We start from the raw sequence: 19,721 nt of genomic DNA on the forward strand, positions 1-19,721 counted from the left end.
CTTTACAAACCTCTTCCCGTTCTTAGTGGTAGTGAGAAATAAGGTACGGAGCTTCCGTAAGCTCTATTTAAACAGGTTACTGGAAACATCGCCGGCTCATTTTCAAATATAATGAGTGCAAAAAACGCTTCCTTACGGTTTTCCGTAACGAAGGTTAATTTTTTGTTTTTTTATTTGGGTGTACGATTATTCTTTATTTTTGAAAAACAACCTTAATCTCAAAACCATGCCCTGGATTTATCTTGAAAAACTTTGGAAACGGACAATGGAGTCCAATACCGGCAGAACTACCGATACCGGTTCCTGGGATAAGGAGATTGAAGTATTGTACCGACTGGGAATCAGTATGGAAGACACGCTGCAATTCCTCTATTTTGAAAAGCCCGATTTTGGAAGTTTTAAGTCCTGGATAAAGGCCAACAGAAAAGATTCTGTGATTTCGGTAGAATTTGAAGAAGTGCTCTCTAAACAAGACCTTGAATTTTGGGACAAAAACGGATATGTCATCCTTAAAGAAGTTATTTCAAAAGAAGAGTGTAAAGCGACAGAAAATGCCATCTGGGAATTTCTTGGAATGAATCCCGAAAAAAAGGACACCTGGTATGAGAGGCATGCGGAACAAAAAGGACTGATGGTTAACTTCTCAAACCATCAAACCCTAAACAGAAACCGGCTTTCTGAACGGATTTACAAGGCCTATGTACAGCTTTATAAAACTGATAAGATTTATCCCACTATAGACAAAGTGAGTTTTAATCCTCCGGAAACCGAAAACTTTAAATTTATGGGCAGTCCGCTACACTGGGACGTGAGCCTGAAAACACCTATTCCTTATGGATTGCAGGGATTGCTTTACTTAACCGATTGTGGTCCGGATGATGGCGCTTTTCATTGTGTTCCGGGTTTTCATAAAGAAATCAATGCCTGGTTGGAAAAACTGCAGCCTGGCGAAAATCCAAGAGAAAAGGCGCCCGAAGCCTTAACAGCAATGCCAGTTACAGGCAATGCCGGCGATTTTATTATCTGGCAAAATACATTACCCCATTGCGCTACTGCCAATCGGGGCAAAACACCAAGAATGGTGCAATATCTTACCTATTTCCCAAATGATTATCAATCTGCTTCGGAATGGATTTAAGGCATTAGGATTTGTTGATAATGCTCCATCTCGGAATCCTGGCATTTTCACCTTCCTTAAGTATGAAGCGATAGCCATGATTGGCATCAACTATTTCGCGTGTGGTCGGGTCAGTAATCGTATATTCGATATGAGCCTTTTGCTTAAAATATTTTTTCCATGCCGGAAATATGTCGAGATATTTTCCTCTGATGGATTGAAATTTTAGGGTTTTTGAAACTTCCTTATTCTCCAGTTTGAAATCGACATACAGGCATTCATCCCACTCGCTTTTGCTTTCAAGGTCTGCATCAGAAAGAGCAGCCGGAGCATAAATAATCGTATAGGTAGAATCAGATGCCTGCTCCATAACCTTGTAAAAACGATACGAAAGTGTAGTCAGCGAAGCAATTTTATCAGAAGCCTGTCGGGCATTTCCTTTATCTGTTTTTGAAATAGAACTGATAAAAGCCACATCCTGCGCCAAGCTGATGGTACACACAAAAAATACGGCAGATGACAGAATTATTTTCATAACGTTGCTGTTGAATAGTACAAAGATATTGCAAAAAGAACATCACTTTTTCACATCCGCAACTTATTTTGAACAAAAATTATTTTTTCTTACGGGTTTAAAAAACTTTCTTTTTTGTCAGACATTATAGAAAAAATTTTTCCTGTCCATGCCGGATCCAAAGTATTGCCAGTTGATATTTAGGACATTTTTTATGGTCTTTTTTAATACAGAAAAATCATTGGGCTTTGTGATATAAATATTAGCTCCGTTGACAAACGTTTCTTCAATATCTTTTTCTAAAGAAGACGTTGAATAAATCGCTATCGAAATGTCCATAAACCGTGGATTCGACCTTATCTGTTTCAGGCTTTCCGTTCCGGAAATAAGTGGCATATTCAAATCGAGAAATATAATTTGTGGAAGGGAAATATCTTCTCTATTAAGATACTCCATCAATTCCAGGGCATTCTTAAACATTAGCAAATCAATAGAATCATCAATTCCTTTTATTACTTCTTCAAACAATTCGCGATCATCCTGGTCATCATCAACCAGAAAAACATACATAGATGTACCCATATTAAATAATTAGGTATTAGATTAGACATAATGGCTTAACATGCAGGGTGTGGCTAAAATTTTGTTCTTCCCCATGCAATCTTAAAAAAAGATGCATCACAAGAACCGGGCATACGCATTATTCCGCTTTCTTATTACCTAAGATTAACATGTAAATATCATGTTTTAAAAAAAGTGTAAGGAAGTCTTTTCCTGAATTCCAGGTCATGAAAATTTTCGATTTTTCATCCTTAACAGAGCTATGCAATTCTTCATAACTGTGTTCAGAATCCAGGTCAGGATGGAAAGATGACAGATTACTTATTGTTTCTTCAAATTTGAGATTATTTTCAGCAAGCAATCGTCTTACTTCTTTGAAGGCTGTAGTAAATCCATCAATATTTCTTTCGAAATTAATGATATAAATATTTTCTTCTTCGGGATGATTGTACCATTTATAGTACATCATATCCTTTTCGCTTAGTGGAGCCGGATATATGGAAATAGGTGATTTACCAAAAGTCTGTGACAGGCCTTTGGCGCAGATGAGCAACAATAAGAAACAAACTAATTTCACAACCCCCATAGATATGAGACAAAATTATTTATATTATTTCTGAAAATGTTACACAATTATAAGGTGGATTTATCTTATTCCACAGAATTATGATAAAACGCGATATTTTTCAAGTGTGCAATAAAAAGGATTCTCTATATTTAAGGAAAGAATCCTTTTTTATTACATATTTATTACTTGACTTTCGCATCGTCAAGAAACTTATTAATTTTTTTGATGCTTTCGTTTATAAATTTGAATCGGTTGGCATTATTTATGTCGTACGACAAGACACCACGCACAACCCATGCTTCTGAAATTTCAGAAACGTTCAATTTAGAACTGGAATAAAAATCATTTTCATTGCTCAATACAAAAATGTTATCATCATAGGTACTTTTTGCCACCCGATTGATAAACAGGCCTTTTTCATGGCTTACAAAAACAATGATAGAATCATTTTCAATCCGGTCAATGTCAATTTTTTCGCAAACCACAAATGAATTCTCATCTATTACAGGAAACATGTTATTGCTAACCACCTGAAATACTCTGGATTCATCTGCACTAATAAAAGGAAAACTGTACTTTGGAAGAATATCAAGTAAACTGGCATTGTCATTTCCTTTGGCATATTGAAACTGAACTTCTCTTGAAATCAACGGAGTGTGGTTGGTATAGGCTCCCGCTTTTTTCTTATTTAAGAATATTTCATTCAAATCAAGCTCATAAAGCTCGCAAATTGTGATTATAGAATCAAAATCTACACTATCTCTTTTTTTCCAAGTAGAAATCGTATTTGGCTTAATGTTCAAAAATTCAGATAATTCGATATCTGTCTTGATTTTCAGCGCTTTCTTCAATCTACTAATAACGCTAATCGCGTTTTGTGATTTATTTTCTTGCATATTCGCAAAATGTGTTGTAACTTTATCCAAGGATAAAATTAAATTCATGAAATCCGTTAAAAAATCCACTTTAGGAAATTGTCTGCACAATCAATTTCAAAAAGCATTTTTTTAAAAAATATTCACAAGTACGTGGTATTTTTTAAACACCAAGCATAAAGTCATATCACAGAATGAATCTATGAGGGCGGGTTCTGGAAATTTGGGTTTTTTGCGAATTATTACGGATTTAAAATCAATAACAATTCGAAACAAATATATACTTTTTCTAAAAATACCACTAAAAACATAGTATAAATTATTCATAATTACCCAATTACAATACATATGTAAGAAAAAGGCTTAAAAAACTATTAATTTCCCGTTAAAATAAAGGTTCCCAAATCTATCTATTAACTAAATGCAGTTGCTTATGAAAATTAATTTTACTTTTCAAAGGGCGTATTATTTCCTATACTCCCCAATCTTAATCTTATTGCTTTTTTACCATAATCCTCTCAGTGCGCAATCCACAAGAGTTTATGCTACCGTAATTTCGGGCGAAAGCAATACCGACCTTTCTGCCAATGCCGTCGACGGTAATCTTGCTACTAAAGCAAACGTAAGGGCCAGTTCAGGACTAGCTTTAGGTATCGGTGCTTATTCAGGTTATATTGAACTCGAATATCCAACGCCATTACCGGCCAATACTACTTCGTATATTAAGATTCAGACAGATGAAAATCTCCTTCCTGCTTTATTGGGAGGAAGTCTAGGAGGTTTGCTTTCGAATGTATTAGGAGCCGTGCTGATTGGAAATCAGGAATTTACCGTTCAGGCAAAAGATGGAAATAACGTCCTTTTGCAGGGCGATAGCCAGGACATAGGCGAATTCGCAACAGAAAGGCTTCGAATCGTAACCGATGAAACAGGCGATTATTTTGTTGCCATAACTCCTGCCCAATCCTATAACAGAATCCGTTTGAGAAACAGGATAGGAAGTCTTTTAGGATTATTCAACACAAAACAATTGGGCGTCTTTGATGCTTTTTATATTTCAGACCCGGATGATTGTGGTTATGCTTCCTATACTTCCTACAGCGGCCAGGGCATTAGCCTGGACCTTTTGAATCTTGGCGGTGCCGGAGTAACCAATCCAAAAAATGTATTGGATTCTGACCCTAACAGTTTTTCCCGATTGAGTTTGGGCGTTTTAGGCGTAGCAGCATCAATAGAACAAACCGTTTATTTTGACGGCCTCTCACAAACCACAGACGAGTTCGACATCAGGTTAAAAGTCGACCCGTCTTTATTAGCTTTAGGTGTCGCGAACAATATCCAGATTATTGCGTATAATGGCCCTGCAATTGTAGATTCCAGGTCTCTGAGTTCTTTATTAAATCTGGATTTACTGACATTGCTGCAAGGAAATCAAGTCGCTACTATCCCTTTTGCCCCAAATGCACCAGCCGATAGAATTACAGTCCGCTATACTTCCCTGCTCAATTTGCAGCTGACACAGCGCCTTGACCTTTATGATATTGTTCGCGTTCCTAAAATGCCTACCATAACAGACCCGGCTACTTTAAATGCTGTAGTATGTTCAGGAAGCACCGCTTCACTAATTGCGAATACCGCTGCCGGTAATGAAATCCGATGGTACAATACTCCAACAGGTGGCCCTATTTTAGCAACTGTTGCATCCGGTGCGCCATTTCAAACAGCACAATTAAGTGCCGATACTATTTTTTATGTAGCTGCCGCAAAAATAGGCTGTACAGAAGAATCGCGAAGAGTAGCTGTTCCTGTAAAGGTTATCAGCCTGCCAACTGCTGCTGATATCAACATACAGAGTACACTCACTGCCTGTCAGGGAAATATTGTCCTTACTCCGACAACCACAATTGGAGGGGCGCTGATCCGATATTATACTGACCAGAACAAAACACAGGAAATCACTACCGGATTTGCCGGACATGCCGGAGCAACCTATGTCAAAAATCCGGCTACAGGAGCGCTTACTATCACAGGATTAAGTGAAGCCAACTCACCCTACTCCTATTTTATATCTCTTACTTCTGAAGGTATTTGCGAAAATGCCGTTAATAATCTGAAGGAAGTAACTGTAAACGTTTCCAGTATTCTTAACCTGCAAATACAATCTGCAATATCAGGATGCGGCTCTGTTAACCTTGCCGATGCCATCCTAAACCTCAACCCTACCACTACCTATGTTTTCTTTGATGCTTCCAACAATCCTATTACGGCAGAAGCAGCATCAAATATTACCACAAGCGGAACCTATTACATACAGGCACAGGGAGCCAATAACACCTGCTCGTCAGATATACTTCCTGTAGCAGTAACTGTAAATCCGCAACCCAACCTGTCTATTACCAATACGGCTTTGGTTACTCAAATAGGCAACACCGTTACTTTAGATGCTGTTTCTACAGGAACCATTACCTGGTATGCTCCTAACGGGACGGCCCTACCATCAAACGTTGCCGGTCCTTTCGCAGCAGCAGGCACCTATACTTTTACGGCTATTGCAACTAACGGAACCTGCTCTGTAAGCGGTTCAGTTACCATAACGGTATTAGACCCTAACGAATGTCCTCCGCTGTCAGAAAGAAAGTACGCCAACTCGCAACGTTGGAATACGATATTAACAGGAGGCGTAGTTAATGCAGGAAGCGCTGTTGACGGTAATATCCAGACTTTCTCGACTATTACCACCGGAATTGGACTGTTGGGCATAGGAACAACTTCTCAGATTTTGGAATGGAGTGAAACTATTGCTGCGGGAACTCCTGTCACCTTAAAATTGGGGTCTGAATACAGCGGAGTTACTTTAGCAGGCGGCTTTTCGGTTGTTGGAACAAAAAGAAACGGTTCCGGAACAGCTGTAGATGTAGGAACGCTTCAACCGGTTTCAGGGTCATTATTAAACCTGCTGTCCGGACAAAACAACTTTGAATATACTTTCGTTCCGGCAAACAATGCTGGTCCGCAAGCCTATGACGGTGTCCGTATTGAAATCACCTCACTGCTTAGTGTGGCACAAAGCGCAAAAGTTTATGAAGCTTATTATAAAACCCCGGCAACTCAAATTGCCTGCCAATCCGGCGATGCTGAAGACGTATTATACGGAGCAATTGACCTGGGAGTTGGAGCCGCTACTTCTTTAGTAGGTGTAACTACCCCACGCAATGCCATTGACAATAGCGAAACTTCCTTTGCCACCATGCTCAGCAGTGTAGGAGTTTTGGCTGCAGCTGAACTTACAGCCGTTTTCCGAACTCCTTCAGTAGTAGGCGATACCTTAAAAATCAAAATCTCAAGACCAGGTTCTTTATTAAACTTAAATCTTCTTGCCGGTATCAGTATACAACCGGTCTTAAATGAAGCTATGGCAGGTCCAGTTATTGGAAGCACGAGCGTGCTACTTAACTTAGAGCTGCTTCCTGGCGACCAGGGCGCAATTCTTACTGTTGTCCCTCAACATTCATTCGACAGAATCAGAATCCGTTTTGGAGGCGTTGCCAATGTACTGGACCAATTGCGAATCCACCACATCGAAAGGGTTGCCAATACCAAAATTCTGGGCGGCGATGAAAACAATGCCGTCGAAGCCTGTCAGGGAGAAACAATCAGACTGCAAGAAGATTCTGTAGCCTGTACTTCATTTATATGGTATGATGCAAAAGTTGGAGGAAATGTAGTTTCTACCGGAAATTCCTTCACGCTTCCCAACAACCTGTCAGCCGGAATACATGTTTATTATGTACAACCGGTTCGATTTGGATGTGAGTTCTTAGCCCGCGGAAGAGTTAGTGTTACGGTAACACAAACAGCTCCGGCAGATGCTATCGCTTCTGTTCAGATTAACGGAGGAAATTCGGCTTCGTTTTGTACCACAACCGGGAATGTAGTCCTGAGCGCTGTTCTGAACTCGACTATGACACTTTCTAATCCTGTTTATTACTGGTATAAGTTAGACGGTACCACACAAACTTTAATTCCGTCAGAAACCAATTCCAGTCTTGCCTTGACAGGACTTACACCGGGAACTTATACCTATTTTGTTGGGGTTAGCTCTGATGAATATTGCCAGACTGCTCTGGCAGACAGAAAGCAGGTTACTTTCACTATCCTGCCTCCTTCAACAGCGGGAGATGTGGTAATAGACAACAAAACGGTCTGTCTTAACAGCTCTGTAACGCTAAATCCTACAAGTACTTTGGCAAATCCGCAGTTCACTTATTACCTTACGAACGACACGACACAGCCAATTACTAATGGTACTATTGGCGGTATTACTTATGCGCTTGGAGCCAACGGAACGCTTTCTATAACCGGTCTTGTTACTGCCGGAAGTCCTTACACCTATTATATTGCGATTACCAGCGACACTACCTGTCTGAATACGGCCGGCAATCTTAAAGCGGTTACGGTGACAGTGGGCAATCCTCCTGCACCAACAACAAACAATGCTACACAAAACTTCTGTAGCACTAACAATCCAACGGTTGCCGATTTGCAGGTGAACGAAGCTAATGTTGTGTTTTACAGTCTTCCATTAGGAGGTGTTCCGCTTCTTGCAACAACTCCGCTTACAGCCGGAATTTATTATGCTGCACAAATTGACGGAAGTTGCGAAAGCGATACCAGACTAGCCATTACAGTTACGATAGGGAATCCGCCAACACCAACAACAGCTAATCCTACACAAAATTTCTGCGAGCTCGACAACCCTACGATAGCATCAATACAGGTCAACGAAACTAATGTTGTTTTTTATGATGCCGCAGTAAACGGAAACCTGTTGCCTTCTACCACACCTTTAACGCCGGGAATATATTTCGCCGCTATTTTAGACGGAACCTGCGAAAGCGAAAACAGATTGGCAATTACAGTAACCATTACTGACCCGGGAACGCCAACAACAGCTGCAACAACACAAAACTTCTGCCAGGGCGACAGTCCTACTGTAGCTGATTTGGATGTAAACGAAACCAATGTAGTTTTCTACAGCTCTCCTAATGGCGGTACTCCTTTAGCGCCAACAGAAGCTTTAGCAAATGGAACCTATTATGCCAGCCTGGTAGACCCGACAGGTTGTGAAAGTGTAACACGTCTTGCTATTACAGTAAATATTACGGTTGTGGGTACGCCAACAACAAATGACAATACACAGGAATTCTGTCTGGAAGACCGGCCAACAATTATGAGCATACAGGTTAACGAAACCAATGTGGTTTTCTATAACGCTCCTACAGGAGGAAGCCAATATGCTCCAACGGCTCCGCTAACCAGTGGAATTTATTATGCTTCGCTGGTGAATGGCGTTTGCCATAGCGAAACACGTTTGGCTATTACAGTAACGGTTTCCAACCCGAATACTCCTATAACCAAATTCCCAACACAGAATTTCTGCCAGGCAAACAATCCTACTGTTGCAGACATTGATGTTAATGAAACCAATGTCGTATTTTATGATGCGCCAACAGGAGGCAACCTTATTGCTCCAACAACACCACTGGTTGCAGGAATTTATTATGCCGCACTCCAGGTAGGCGATTGTGAAAGTGCTACCAGACTTGCAATTACAGTGACAATTAGCAACCCTGCTACTCCAACTACTAATGATGACACACAGGAATTTTGTAGTGCGCAAAACCCGACAGTCGCTAATCTTCAGGTAAATGAGCCAAACGTAGTATTCTATACTTTGCCTACAGGTGGTACGCCGCTTGCTCCTACTGAAGCTTTGACAAACGGAACCTATTATGCGAGCCTGAGAGATGCAACAGGTTGTGAAAGCGTGACGCGTTTGCAAATTACGGTAAGTATAACAGTAGTAGGAATACCTACAACAAACAGTACAACGCAAAACTTCTGTCTGTCAAACAATCCTACCGTTGCCAATATACAGGTGAACGAGGCAGGAGTTGTATTTTATGATGCTCCAACCGGAGGCAATGTTATTGCGACAACCAGTGTATTAACAGCCGGTGTTTATTATGCTTCCCTGTTCAACGGAATTTGTGAAAGCGAAGCGAGACTGGCTATTACCGTAACAATAGGCAATCCTTCTACTCCAACAACCAATAATGGGACTCAAAGTTTCTGTTTGTCAAACAACCCGACAGTCAGCAACATTCAGGTCAACGGGGCAAATGTCATTTTCTACAATGTACCAAACGGAGGCACGGCATTAGCGCCAACAACAGCATTAACAAATGGTATTTATTATGCTTCAGCTACTGACGGAGTTTGTGAAAGCATCAACAGATTAGCCATTACGGTTACTATAAACAACCCGAATACACCTACAACGGCTAATACTACCCAAAGATTCTGCCAGGCAGATGGCCCAACAATTGCAGATCTTCAGGTGAATGAAACCAATGTAGTGTTTTACAATACTCCTGCAGGAGGAACGGCATTAGCTACAACAACACCTTTAGTGGCAGGAATCTACTATGTTGCTCTAAGTGACGGCACCTGTCAAAGCGCAACAAGACTGGCTATTACAGTACAATTCCTGACAGACGGCCAGGCAGTGATTACCGGAGGTGGCAACCAGGCCTGTTCTTCTGAAACCGTAACCTACACTACTGCAGCCGGAATGACAGACTATGTTTGGGATGTAACTGGCGGTACAATTACAGGTGGCGGCCAGACATCAGACAATTTTGCGACCGTTACCTGGAACACAGTAGGCACCGGAAACATTAGCGTTACTTTTACAAACACTACCGGCTGTTCCAGCGATAATTTTGCTACCAGAGATATTGCCATCAACGTCTGCTCCGATATAACAATCAGCAAGACTGCCAGCAATCTCAAGCCTAGTATTGATGAGAATATCATATTCACGATAACCGTAAGCAATAACGGACAAAGCCAGTTCACAGACCTTATAATCAACGAGCCATTACAAAGCGGCTTCCAATATGTGAGCTCCAATGCTTCAACCGGAACCTATTCCAATACATCCGGTGTCTGGACTATACCAACTTTGGCTTCCGGACAAACGGCTACCTTACAGATTACTGTTAAGATACTATCGACCGGAAATTATGTAAATACGGTAACAATAACCTCATCTACTCCTATAGATTCGAATACAGAAAATAACATAGCATCTATTTCTATCGAACCTATTTGTCTGATTGTATACAATGAGTTCAGCCCGAATAATGACGGTGACAACGATTTATTCCGAATTGACTGTATTGAGAATTATCCTAACAACACGTTGCAGATTCACAACCGCTACGGTGTTGAAGTCTATAAGACCAGAGGCTACCATAATACCTGGGACGGAACTGCGAATGTCAACTCTCCTATCAACGAAGACAAAAAACTTCCAACAGGAACCTATTACTACATTCTTGATTTAGGTGATGGAACTGGAACTAAAAGCGGATGGATTTATCTGATTCGCTAATTCCACAGGATAATTTCAATTTAAAACAGCAAGAGTATGAAAATCACTATATACAAAATCAGCTTAGTATTTCTTTTTATCCTGATTTCGATAAAAGCAAATGCACAACAAGACCCTGGATATACGCAGTATATGTATAATCCTCTGACAATAAACCCTGGTTATGCGGGTTCAACAGGAACGCTTGAAGCGGTCCTGTTGCATCGCTCGCAATGGGTAGGAATAGATGGCGCTCCTTCTACACAGGCGTTCACACTCCACAGTCCGCTGACAAATGACAGGATTGGTCTGGGTTTTACGGCAGTTAATGACAACCTTGGCCCTTCCAATGAAATCTATCTTGATGGAAACTTCTCCTACACCCTAATGTTTAGCTATAATACCCGATTGGCTTTGGGAATAAAAGCCGGAGCAAGGGTTCTGAATGTAGACTGGTCAAAAGGAAGATTCTATGATGGTTCTGATGTGTTATTAAACAGCAATATCAATAATAAGATAACGCCATCAATTGGTGCAGGTGCCTATCTGTATTCAGACAACTGGTATATTGGCGCTTCGGTTCCAAGTTTTATCAAAGGCGATTATTATGATGACATACAGGAATCCATACAAATCGAAAGACTTCATTACTATTTGACAGGAGGTTATGTGTTTAATTTTTCAGACAATTTCAAATTCAAGCCGGCAGTTTTGGCAAAAGGAGTCAGCGGAGCACCAATCTCGGTAGACGTTTCGGCTAATTTCCTGATTCAGGAAAAATTCACCCTGGGTGCCGGATACCGCTGGGATGATTCTGTAAGCGCATTGCTTGGTTTCCAGATTTCAAAAGACTTTTTCGTGGGGTACTCTTATGATTACACCACAACCGACCTTAACAAGTATAACGACGGTTCCCATGAAATCATCCTGCGCTATCAATTGTCCAGAAAAACAAGTCAAATCAAATCACAACGATTCTTCTAAAAAAATAAGCTCATGAAAAATATATTCCTACTACTCCTGTGCCTTAGCATTGCTTCGGTAAACGGACAAAGCAAATTAAAAAAGGCCAACAAGCTTTTCAAGGAATTTTCTTATGTAGATGCTTCAAAAGCTTATGAAGAATATCTTGAAAAAGAAAAGTCGCCGTCAACACAAGCACTGAAAAATGCCGGAGATTCCTTCTATTATATCGATGACAAACGAAATGCCTTAAAATGGTATCAAAAGCTATACGACATACAAGGCACAAGCATGCCGGACGAATATCTGCTTCGGTATGTGGAATCTCTAAAAGGTGTTTTAGATTATGAGAAAGCCGATAAAGTGACCAAAGAATATCTGGCCGGAAAAGGCGACCAGAAAAGGATTGCAAGCTATAACCGTTTAAAAAAGCAGATGGATAGCCTGGCTAAAGAAAAGCCTTTGTATACCATCCGAAATCTGGAAATCAATACGGATAAATCCGATTTCGGAACTGCATTTTTCGGAGATAAAATTGTGTATTCCTCTAGCAAAGACACCACAAAATTCAAGGAAAAACTCTATAATTGGAACAAGCAGCCTTTCCTGAACCTGTATGTGGCAGAAAGAAATACGTCCAACGGCAGTTTGTTCAACGAAACGCTGTTTCTTCCGAATGCCATGACAAAGTATCATGAGGCGACAGTAGCTTTTGCACCCGACCTTAAAACGGTATACTACTCTACAAATATTGTTCGGAAAAAGAAACTTGTCAATGACGAGGAAGGCACCAACAATTTCAAGATTGTAAAAGGTACAATTAGTGATGGTAAATTGAACGCTCCGCAGGATATTTTCTTCAACAGTAAAAAATATTCTGTTGGACATCCTGCCATAAGTGAAGATGGAAAATGGCTTTTCTTTGCTTCCGATATGCCGGGCGGTTATGGCGGTTCTGATTTATATGTCTGCCAAATTGCCGATGACGGAACTATTGGCCCACCAAAAAACCTGGGACCGGAAATCAACACCGTTGGTAATGATATGTTTCCTTCTTTTACAAATGGAATGCTGTATTTTGCTTCCGATGGTCATTTTGGCTGGGGTGGACTTGACATTTACGAAAGCCGGTTCAAAGAAGACCGTACGTTTTCAGAACCCCGAAATTTAGGTGCTCCTATCAACAGTAACAACGATGATTTCGCCTATATCGTAGACCCAAAAGACACCTATGGCTATTTTTCTTCAAACCGTGCGCAGGGAAAAGGCGATGACGACATTTACTATTTCACAAAAGAAAAAGCGCCTTGCAACCAAATGATTACAGGAAAAGTAATCAATTCAAAAAGCAAGTCTGTTATTGGTGATGCCAGTGTAAAAGTTTCAGACCTGTTTGGCGATAAGATTGCCGAAACGACTACTGCTGCAGACGGGACTTACAAATTAACCGTGCCGTGCAACATGAAAGTCAAGGTTTCAGCCTCAAAAACGGGACATAGTACCGAAGAAAAAGAAATCGAAAGCAAAAAAGTCAATGGTGCCGAAATTAAGGATGTGAATTTTGAACTGACCAAATATGATGACATTGTTATTGTTGATGGCAACAAGGAAAAAATAGACATCAATCCTATTTTCTTTGACTACGACAAATCCGATATCACGCCACAGGCTGCTGCCGAACTGGATAAAGTGGTCTTTGCCATGTCTAAATTTCCGAAAATTAAAATCAAGATTGAATCGCATACGGACTCCAGAGGAAAAGATGCCTACAACATGAAACTCTCTGATGCCAGAGCAAAATCAACACAAACCTATATATTGTCAAAAGGAATTGACCCGTCCAGAATCGAAAGTGCGATTGGATATGGTGAAAGCCGATTGACAAATAAATGCAAAAACGGTGTGAAATGCACCGAGGCCGAGCACCTGGCCAACAGACGCTCCGACTTTATCGTTATTGAAAAGTAGATTTTTTTGGGGAATCTTGATTGCGTTAGGACTGCCGTAAAAAAGCAGTCCTTTCTCATTTTAAACACATCATATAACTTTTTCTGTTAATTCTATAATACATTTTCTTGATAAAAGGAAGAAATTTGAGATATAGAAACCTTAAAAAACGGATTATGAAAAGTTTAGCGAGCAAATTATTTTTAGGAACATCAGTCATCCTGTTAGGCTTCATTACTTCCTGCAAAGAAAAAACGACAGAAAATAATGTAGATGTTGACATGGTAGATACTACTACCGTTGAGGAACCAACAGCACCAGCCATGCCGGATACAACCACTGTTCCTGCTGATACAACAAAAACACCTATGCCTTAATAATCAAAGAAATCATGGAAGATAATCAAAACAAAGACAGCCACCATTTAAATCTTGGGTCTGACAATGGTACCATTAACTTGAAATCCAAATTGCCGGATTGGCTTTTAGGATTTTTCAAGCCACCAATGGTTTGCCTGACAGACAGCAATGAAGGTTTGCCTGAAGGCTATCCGGATGATGATGACTTCTAATATTGCAAACTCTACAGGTAATTGATTAAACAATCAATTATTTAATTTTGGGGATTATTTATTTCTGAAATCCCTGCTATATAAAAATATAAGCAGGGATTTTATTTTTTCTACCTACAACCAATTTCAATTTCTTACATCATGAAAAAGCCAGATTCTTTTCCAGCTCAACAACAATCACCGCCCGGTAAGGAATATAAAATGTTTCCCGAACCCGAAATTATACAGAAAAACTATACCGGAAGCAACAAGCTAAAAGGCAAAACCGCTTTAATAACAGGTGGCGACAGCGGTATAGGAAGAAGCGTGGCCGTACATTTCGCAAGAGAGGGAGCCAATATTGCCATCGCTTATTACAGTGAAACAAAAGATGCAGAAGACACTAAAAAAATGATACTGAAAGAAGGCAGGGAATGCCTTCTCTTAAAAGGTGATTTGAAAAAGGAATCCTTTTGTAAAAGTATCGTTCAGAAAACCATCAGCAAGTTCGGTTCATTAAACATACTGGTAAACAATGCCGCAGTACAATTCCCGAAAGAAGAAATAGAGGAAATTGACAGCAAGCAAATGTTAGAAACTTTCGAAACCAACATCTACCCTTTTTTCTATACCACGTTTGAAGCCATAAAACATTTAAAAAAAGGGGATTGTATTATCAATACGACCTCAGTAACTGCCTACAGGGGTAGTCCGCATCTTCTGGATTATTCCAGCACAAAAGGTTCAATTGTATCATTTACAAGGTCTGCCTCCGGCATGCTTGCCGATAAAGGCATACGCGTAAACGGAGTGGCACCGGGACCAATCTGGACACCATTAATTCCGTCTACATTTGATGAAAAGGAAGTCAAAAAATTTGGAAAAGACACCCCAATGAAAAGAGCCGGACAACCCAGTGAGGTAGCTCCAGCCTATGTCTTTTTAGCCAGCCAGGATGCCAGCTATATCACCGGACAGATTATACATATTAATGGGGGTGAAATTGTTGGAGGTTGACATTTCTTCTTATTTTTTACAAATTTTATAAAATCATTAGTACATAACCATTTTTAAAGTTTGTAAATTTAATTGTGACAAATCACAAAATGATGCCTCAAAAGGCTTTGATATAACTATTAAATTAACCTATAAACTTCACACCATGAAAACCAAAAATGTATTACTAGGAATTGCAGCCGGTGTAGCCGCAGTGGCTGTTGCCAGATTAATCCTGAAAAGAACCGGCGCCTGGGATTCCATGTGCGAAAAAGCATCAGACATGGAAGACAGAATGTTTCACAAAGGATATCGAAAAAGAGAACGGGAATCGTTAAGCACCTTGCCAAAAGGAGAAGAAAAAACCGTAAGCAAAAAACATTACGAAGCTTCAAAACTTAAAAATGCCGTTTTATAATTAAACGGTTCTTCTATATAAAAATAAAAACGGCTTATGCTATGGGTATAAGCCGTTTTCAATTTAGCTAGCTTCAGTAAATCTAAAAAGTATCCTGGTAGTTGGGTTCCTTTTTAAAATAATTATGCTTTTTCAATCGGATGCGTCTTGAATTAGCCGCATACTTTTTAGAAAAGCTATGATACAGAAAAACATTCATTTTACGTTTTTCGCGAATCAGCAAAGGTATGTTTATCATTACTCCTACTACACAGATAGACATCAGTATCAATAGCAGCAACATATAAATAATATAATTCAGTTCGAAAGAATTTCTAAAATCAGTGACAAAAAAATAAGCCGCGATTCCAAAAACAAAAATCGATAATAACAAAGAAACTATTTTCATGATTTTGCTTTTTAGTTGGACTTTTTCCTTCGTTGGAGAAAACCTTTTGTCAAATTTAAAAACTTTGTTAACAAAAATTTTTACATAATTTTAAGAAAGTCTTACAACATAAAAATATTTGAACAACTCTACATAAAGTCCGATATATTTCAACACATGATTTTATAATAATGTAAATAAAAATAAAAATGATGTAATTATTTCCCTGTTAAAATAAATACATTTGAAAAGATGGTAACAACTGAGAATTAATCATCAAAGGGGGAAAAATTGCTATACTGATTCAGCCAAATGAAATGGAGTATTTTGAAAAAAATGCTCCTTTTTTATTTATGCAAGTTGTTGAAATATAGCTTAAAACTAAAAACAATTAAACATTCTGATGATTAGTCGGCAAAAAGCTATAGGATTTAGAACATTTTTTAATAAATTTATTGTCCTAACCACAGCTACTACATGAAACTATATATCAAATACGACATCAATCAGGCCTGCAGGATAATCATGCAGGAACAGCTTGAAAAATTTGGCATCCAGTATCAGCTTCTTGACCTCGGCGAAATAGAATTCAAAGAATCTATCCCCGAAGAAACGTATAACGAATTAAGAGAAGCCTTAAAAAAATACGGTATTGAGTTGTTGGACAACCAAAAAAGCCAGCTCATTCAAAAGATAAAAGATACTATTATAGAAATGGTATATGAAAAGGACAAATTGCCAACTTCAACCATTTCTTCTTATCTCTCCGACAAGCTCAACCTGAGCTACGGCTACATTTCCAATATATTTTCGGAACATACCTATACTTCCATTGAGAACTATATTATTATGCAGAAAATAGAGAGGGCAAAAAAACTGATAATTGAAGACGGACTCACCCTAACCGAGGTATCCTATAAACTCAACTACAGCAGTGTAGCACACCTTTCAGGACAATTCAAAAAAACCACCGGTCTGACACCATCCATGTTCAAAAGGATTGTCGATAAAAGACGCAGCATGACTAAAGAATAATAAATAAAAACTTATATTTGAGCTATCAAAATCCCCCTAAATATGATTAAAGACCAGTCTATAAACATTATGCTTGCAGATGATGATGAAGACGACCGCAACTTTTTTAACGACGCCATAAAGGAACTAAAAATCAATAACAACCTGACGGTCTTTAAGAACGGAAGTGAATTAATGGATTATCTCGAACAACCAGATACGCTATTACCACACATATTATTTCTGGATTTGAACATGCCCAGCAAAAGCGGCAATGAATGCCTTAGGGAAATTCGCCAGAATCCTAAGTTTAAGGATATGTCTATTGCTATTTATTCAACCTCATCTTCAGATAAGGATATAGAAGAGACTTTTGTTGGAGGCGCGAACATTTATATCAAAAAGCCCAACGATTTTGGAAATCTGAAAAAAGTACTTAAAGAAGTTGTCAATATCAACTGGCAATTCCACACGTCCGGATTAAACAAAGACACTTTCTTTTTCAGCATCTAAAGGCCAAAACCAACAGACATGAAATTAAAAGAATTATTAACCCCTACTCTGATTTACAGAACCGCCCAGGGGGTATCATTTATTTTGGTTATCAGTGTTGCCATAGTGTTTCATGTCCAGATGAAAAGTCTCAATCAGTCTGTAGACCTTATCTCTACTTCTAACAAAAAGCAGTTTGAGCTGGAAAAAATTATCTCTGAAGTCATCCAGAGAGAAAATGAAATGCGAAGCTATATCATTACAAAAGATTCAGCATTTTATAACAATAATCTTACAACAAAAAGAAAAATATTCAAAAGCCTGTCATTATTGAAAGACAACTTTTCAAGCAAACAGGATTTGAAAAACATCGAGAATATTGATGACATCCTACAAAAAAGGCTGGCTCTTTTTGATGAAACTTTGGCAATTTCGAGTGCCCAGCCTATTGATTCGGCATTGCTGAATGCCAAATTATTAGAAGGAAACAGGCAAACAAAAGAACTTCAGGAAAAAATATACGAACTCATTGAACAGGAAGTTACCAAACTAAAAATACACAATATCAATCACCGTTATGATATTGAAACATCAACAATTACGGCCTTTTCACTTACCATCCTGACTCTGGTCATCCTCCTTTTTTCACTAAACAAAATCAATATTGACTTCCAAAAAGTACGTAAACTGAACGAAGAACTCAAATTTGTGAATCAGGTATCAGACAACGCCGAAAAAGTAGCCGGAATAAGCCACTGGAAAATCAATATGCACACCGGCAAATTCTTTTATTCCGACAATTTTTACAGAATATTAGGTGAGGAACCCAATGCTTTTGACTCCAAAGTCGAAAACGTAACGCCGTATATCCATCCGGATGATTACGAAGAAACTATGAAGCAGCATGAGGAATCCATGAAAAACCATACGCCAACTTCAATGATTTACAGAATCATACGCAAGGACGGCCAAATACGGTATATCAGTTCAACAGGCGATTTCACATACAACACTAAAGGAGAGCTTGTCAAGATTGGCGTAAGCAATGACATCACAGAAGAATATACCATCAAGCTGGCTTTGGAAGAAAAAAACAAGACACTCATTGCCATAAATGCCGAACTGGAATCGTTTAACCAGATTGTCAGCCATGACCTTCAGGAACCTTTGCGAAAAATACAAATGTTTATTTCCAGAATTGAAGAATCAGAAACAGAAACCATATCAGAAAAGGGCAAAGACTATTTTTTAAAAATCAAAAATTCTGCAAACAGGATGCAGAACCTGATGATGGACCTTGTTGATTATTCCAAGACCATGAAAGACGACAAGGTTTTTGTCAAAACCAGCCTTAACAAGCTTCTTGCGGATGTATTGCTGGAACTCAACGTCAATATTGAAGAAAAAAACGCTACTGTGGAAATAGGCAATCTGCCAAAAATAAACGCCATTCCTTTCCAGATACATCAGCTTTTTGTCAACCTCATCTCAAATTCACTGAAATACAGTAAAAAAGATGTTCCTCCCGTTATCAAAATCAGAACTGAAAAAATTAAAGCCGGTGAGAAAATAAACGACATCGAACTCTTTGGCAAAAAATACCATAAAATAACCATAACTGATAATGGCATTGGTTTCAGACAGGAATTTTCAGAAAAAATCTTTATGCTGTTCAAACGCCTGGAAACCGACATTAATTATAATGGTACGGGAATAGGGCTTGCCATCTGCAAAAAAATTATAGAAAACCATAAAGGATACATCAAGGCGGAAGGAAATCCTGAAATTGGCTCTACTTTCACAATCTACCTTCCTTAAATAACATAATTATTTCTTAAAGTTAAATAATGTAACAATCCGATTTATTTGTCGTCCTATTGTTGTAAAACGTTAAAATCTGT

Annotated in this window: 16 protein-coding genes; 11 read left to right on the forward strand and 5 right to left on the reverse strand. The window is 39.0% G+C overall.

What is annotated here, in order from left to right; all coding sequences use genetic code 11:
* Positions 1-226: 226 nt before the first annotated feature.
* Positions 227-1,138 carry a phytanoyl-CoA dioxygenase family protein gene (locus ASG38_RS16970; protein WP_056073800.1) on the forward strand — a complete coding sequence of 304 codons (912 nt, stop codon included), beginning with the start codon at positions 227-229 and terminating at the stop codon, positions 1,136-1,138.
* A 4-nt stretch (positions 1,139-1,142) separates the two neighbouring features.
* Here ASG38_RS16970 and ASG38_RS16975 read toward each other — a convergent pair whose 3' ends face one another.
* From ASG38_RS16975 to ASG38_RS16990, 4 genes are all read right to left on the reverse strand, one after another.
* Positions 1,143-1,652 carry a hypothetical protein gene (locus tag ASG38_RS16975; RefSeq protein WP_056073802.1) on the reverse strand — a complete coding sequence of 170 codons (510 nt, stop codon included), beginning with the start codon at positions 1,650-1,652 and terminating at the stop codon, positions 1,143-1,145.
* A gap of 117 nt (positions 1,653-1,769) precedes the next feature.
* Positions 1,770-2,213 carry a response regulator gene (locus tag ASG38_RS16980; protein WP_056073804.1) on the reverse strand — a complete coding sequence of 148 codons (444 nt, stop codon included), beginning with the start codon at positions 2,211-2,213 and terminating at the stop codon, positions 1,770-1,772.
* A gap of 118 nt (positions 2,214-2,331) precedes the next feature.
* Positions 2,332-2,769, reverse strand: coding sequence for a hypothetical protein (locus tag ASG38_RS16985; RefSeq protein WP_143395040.1), 438 nt, complete (start codon positions 2,767-2,769; stop codon positions 2,332-2,334).
* A 173-nt stretch (positions 2,770-2,942) separates the two neighbouring features.
* The gene (locus ASG38_RS16990; protein ID WP_162239720.1) at positions 2,943-3,656 is read right to left on the reverse strand and encodes a helix-turn-helix domain-containing protein; all 714 of its coding nucleotides are present in this window, start codon (positions 3,654-3,656) and stop codon (positions 2,943-2,945) included.
* 412 nt (positions 3,657-4,068) lie between these two features.
* On the opposite strand from ASG38_RS16990, the gene ASG38_RS16995 reads away from it, so the two are divergent.
* The 7 genes from ASG38_RS16995 to ASG38_RS17025 all read left to right on the forward strand — a co-directional run bounded on the left by ASG38_RS16995 (position 4,069) and on the right by ASG38_RS17025 (position 15,947).
* Positions 4,069-11,094, forward strand: coding sequence for a gliding motility-associated C-terminal domain-containing protein (locus ASG38_RS16995; RefSeq protein ID WP_162239721.1), 7,026 nt, complete (start codon positions 4,069-4,071; stop codon positions 11,092-11,094).
* 36 nt (positions 11,095-11,130) lie between these two features.
* On the forward strand, positions 11,131-12,057 hold the full coding sequence (locus tag ASG38_RS17000) for a type IX secretion system membrane protein PorP/SprF (protein ID WP_056073812.1): 927 nt from the start codon (positions 11,131-11,133) through the stop codon (positions 12,055-12,057).
* A gap of 12 nt (positions 12,058-12,069) precedes the next feature.
* Positions 12,070-14,004: an OmpA family protein gene (locus ASG38_RS17005; RefSeq protein WP_056073814.1), complete on the forward strand. Its 1,935-nt coding sequence runs from the start codon at positions 12,070-12,072 to the stop codon at positions 14,002-14,004.
* Between the two features lie 155 nt (positions 14,005-14,159).
* A complete protein-coding gene (locus ASG38_RS17010; RefSeq protein ID WP_056073815.1) occupies positions 14,160-14,360 on the forward strand; it encodes a hypothetical protein in 201 nt (66 codons plus the stop codon).
* Between the two features lie 14 nt (positions 14,361-14,374).
* On the forward strand, positions 14,375-14,554 hold the full coding sequence (locus ASG38_RS17015; RefSeq protein ID WP_056073817.1) for a hypothetical protein: 180 nt from the start codon (positions 14,375-14,377) through the stop codon (positions 14,552-14,554).
* Positions 14,555-14,695: 141 nt separating this feature from the next.
* A complete protein-coding gene (locus ASG38_RS17020; RefSeq protein WP_056073819.1) occupies positions 14,696-15,550 on the forward strand; it encodes an SDR family oxidoreductase in 855 nt (284 codons plus the stop codon).
* Positions 15,551-15,695: 145 nt separating this feature from the next.
* A complete protein-coding gene (locus tag ASG38_RS17025) occupies positions 15,696-15,947 on the forward strand; it encodes a hypothetical protein (RefSeq protein ID WP_056073821.1) in 252 nt (83 codons plus the stop codon).
* Between the two features lie 82 nt (positions 15,948-16,029).
* On the opposite strand, the gene ASG38_RS17030 is transcribed toward ASG38_RS17025, so the two are convergent.
* On the reverse strand, positions 16,030-16,335 hold the full coding sequence (locus ASG38_RS17030; RefSeq protein ID WP_056073822.1) for a hypothetical protein: 306 nt from the start codon (positions 16,333-16,335) through the stop codon (positions 16,030-16,032).
* Positions 16,336-16,791: 456 nt separating this feature from the next.
* On the opposite strand from ASG38_RS17030, the gene ASG38_RS17035 reads away from it, so the two are divergent.
* The 3 genes from ASG38_RS17035 to ASG38_RS17045 are packed head-to-tail and all read left to right on the forward strand — an operon-like array spanning position 16,792 to position 19,638.
* Positions 16,792-17,349: an AraC family transcriptional regulator gene (locus tag ASG38_RS17035; RefSeq protein WP_056073824.1), complete on the forward strand. Its 558-nt coding sequence runs from the start codon at positions 16,792-16,794 to the stop codon at positions 17,347-17,349.
* A 45-nt stretch (positions 17,350-17,394) separates the two neighbouring features.
* Positions 17,395-17,841: a response regulator gene (locus tag ASG38_RS17040; RefSeq protein WP_369814333.1), complete on the forward strand. Its 447-nt coding sequence runs from the start codon at positions 17,395-17,397 to the stop codon at positions 17,839-17,841.
* Positions 17,842-17,859: 18 nt separating this feature from the next.
* Entirely contained in the window at positions 17,860-19,638 is a 1,779-nt protein-coding gene (locus ASG38_RS17045; protein ID WP_056073827.1) for an ATP-binding protein, read from the forward strand.
* The last annotated feature ends 83 nt before the right edge of the window (positions 19,639-19,721 follow it).

It is taken from the genome of Flavobacterium sp. Leaf359, assembly GCF_001423985.1.
Taxonomy (GTDB): domain Bacteria; phylum Bacteroidota; class Bacteroidia; order Flavobacteriales; family Flavobacteriaceae; genus Flavobacterium; species Flavobacterium lindanitolerans.

What these genes read in the sequence shown, in the direction of transcription:
- ASG38_RS16970 (WP_056073800.1), top strand. Translation starts at nt 227, where the DNA reads ATGCCCTGGATTTATCTTGAAAAACTTTGGAAACGGACAATGGAGTCC.
- ASG38_RS16975 (WP_056073802.1), bottom strand. Translation starts at nt 1,652, where the DNA reads ATGAAAATAATTCTGTCATCTGCCGTATTTTTTGTGTGTACCATCAGC.
- ASG38_RS16980 (WP_056073804.1), bottom strand. Translation starts at nt 2,213, where the DNA reads ATGGGTACATCTATGTATGTTTTTCTGGTTGATGATGACCAGGATGAT.
- ASG38_RS16990 (WP_162239720.1), bottom strand. Translation starts at nt 3,656, where the DNA reads ATGCAAGAAAATAAATCACAAAACGCGATTAGCGTTATTAGTAGATTG.
- ASG38_RS16995 (WP_162239721.1), top strand. Translation starts at nt 4,069, where the DNA reads ATGAAAATTAATTTTACTTTTCAAAGGGCGTATTATTTCCTATACTCC.
- ASG38_RS17000 (WP_056073812.1), top strand. Translation starts at nt 11,131, where the DNA reads ATGAAAATCACTATATACAAAATCAGCTTAGTATTTCTTTTTATCCTG.
- ASG38_RS17005 (WP_056073814.1), top strand. Translation starts at nt 12,070, where the DNA reads ATGAAAAATATATTCCTACTACTCCTGTGCCTTAGCATTGCTTCGGTA.
- ASG38_RS17010 (WP_056073815.1), top strand. Translation starts at nt 14,160, where the DNA reads ATGAAAAGTTTAGCGAGCAAATTATTTTTAGGAACATCAGTCATCCTG.
- ASG38_RS17015 (WP_056073817.1), top strand. Translation starts at nt 14,375, where the DNA reads ATGGAAGATAATCAAAACAAAGACAGCCACCATTTAAATCTTGGGTCT.
- ASG38_RS17020 (WP_056073819.1), top strand. Translation starts at nt 14,696, where the DNA reads ATGAAAAAGCCAGATTCTTTTCCAGCTCAACAACAATCACCGCCCGGT.
- ASG38_RS17025 (WP_056073821.1), top strand. Translation starts at nt 15,696, where the DNA reads ATGAAAACCAAAAATGTATTACTAGGAATTGCAGCCGGTGTAGCCGCA.
- ASG38_RS17030 (WP_056073822.1), bottom strand. Translation starts at nt 16,335, where the DNA reads ATGAAAATAGTTTCTTTGTTATTATCGATTTTTGTTTTTGGAATCGCG.
- ASG38_RS17035 (WP_056073824.1), top strand. Translation starts at nt 16,792, where the DNA reads ATGAAACTATATATCAAATACGACATCAATCAGGCCTGCAGGATAATC.
- ASG38_RS17045 (WP_056073827.1), top strand. Translation starts at nt 17,860, where the DNA reads ATGAAATTAAAAGAATTATTAACCCCTACTCTGATTTACAGAACCGCC.